Consider the following 605-nt stretch of genomic DNA (forward strand, 5'->3'; position numbering starts at 1 on the left):
GGGGATGTCGTAGGGCATGGCGATCACGTTCTCCGTGTCGATCCAGTTGGTGCAATGGCTGTCTCTTATACACATCTAGGAGGGGCTTGCTATGAGTTTATTTGTACGGTAGGGACGGGCGTTGCTACTTGCGGCGGCGACAACGCCGTCTACCGGGCCATGCCCTACAGCGGAGACCGCGTGAGCGAGAACTCCAACGACAAGAGCAACGGCTTTTCCGTGCGCTGCGTGCAAGAATGAAGCGCGGTATAGGGCTGTAAGGACAACTGACCCCGCCCACCGCCTCAGATCGAGTCCCGCCTGATTTTCGGCGGAGCGCGAATATGCGCTCCGCCCGCAGTCTTGAGGTCGTCATTGTGGAAAGACGAAGCAATTCAAAAAACGAGACTGTTACAAGTTTTGTGTAAACTGATTTTGTCTGGTATAACTGTCATGGCGGACTTGATCCGCCATCCCCTTGAATTGCAAGGAGATTGGCTTCGCCGATATAAACACGTTGCGGGTCAAGCCCGCAATGACGGTGATTCTAACGGCCTAGTGGTTTACACAGATTTTGTAACAGTCTCCAAAAAACGGACTATTAGGGAGAAAGTGTTATGAATATT

Annotated in this window: 2 protein-coding genes; one reads left to right on the top strand and one right to left on the bottom strand. The window is 52.2% G+C overall.

Going from position 1 to position 605, the window contains the following annotated elements; all coding sequences use genetic code 11:
• Positions 1 to 75 precede the first annotated feature (75 nt).
• Complete coding sequence (locus ACYVRA_RS08190) at positions 76 to 234, bottom strand: hypothetical protein (RefSeq protein WP_461252237.1); 159 nt, start codon at positions 232 to 234, stop codon at positions 76 to 78.
• 198 nt (positions 235 to 432) lie between these two features.
• Here ACYVRA_RS08190 and ACYVRA_RS08195 point away from each other — a divergent pair, with 198 nt between their 5' ends.
• Entirely contained in the window at positions 433 to 600 is a 168-nt protein-coding gene (locus ACYVRA_RS08195; RefSeq protein WP_461252238.1) for a hypothetical protein, read from the top strand.
• Positions 601 to 605 lie beyond the last annotated feature (5 nt).

Source organism: Treponema sp. R8-4-B8 (assembly GCF_054786175.1).

Bases quoted from the DNA above. Each gene is read 5' to 3' on its own strand.
- ACYVRA_RS08195 (WP_461252238.1), top strand. From the start codon at position 433: ATGGCGGACTTGATCCGCCATCCCCTTGAATTGCAAGGAGATTGGCTT.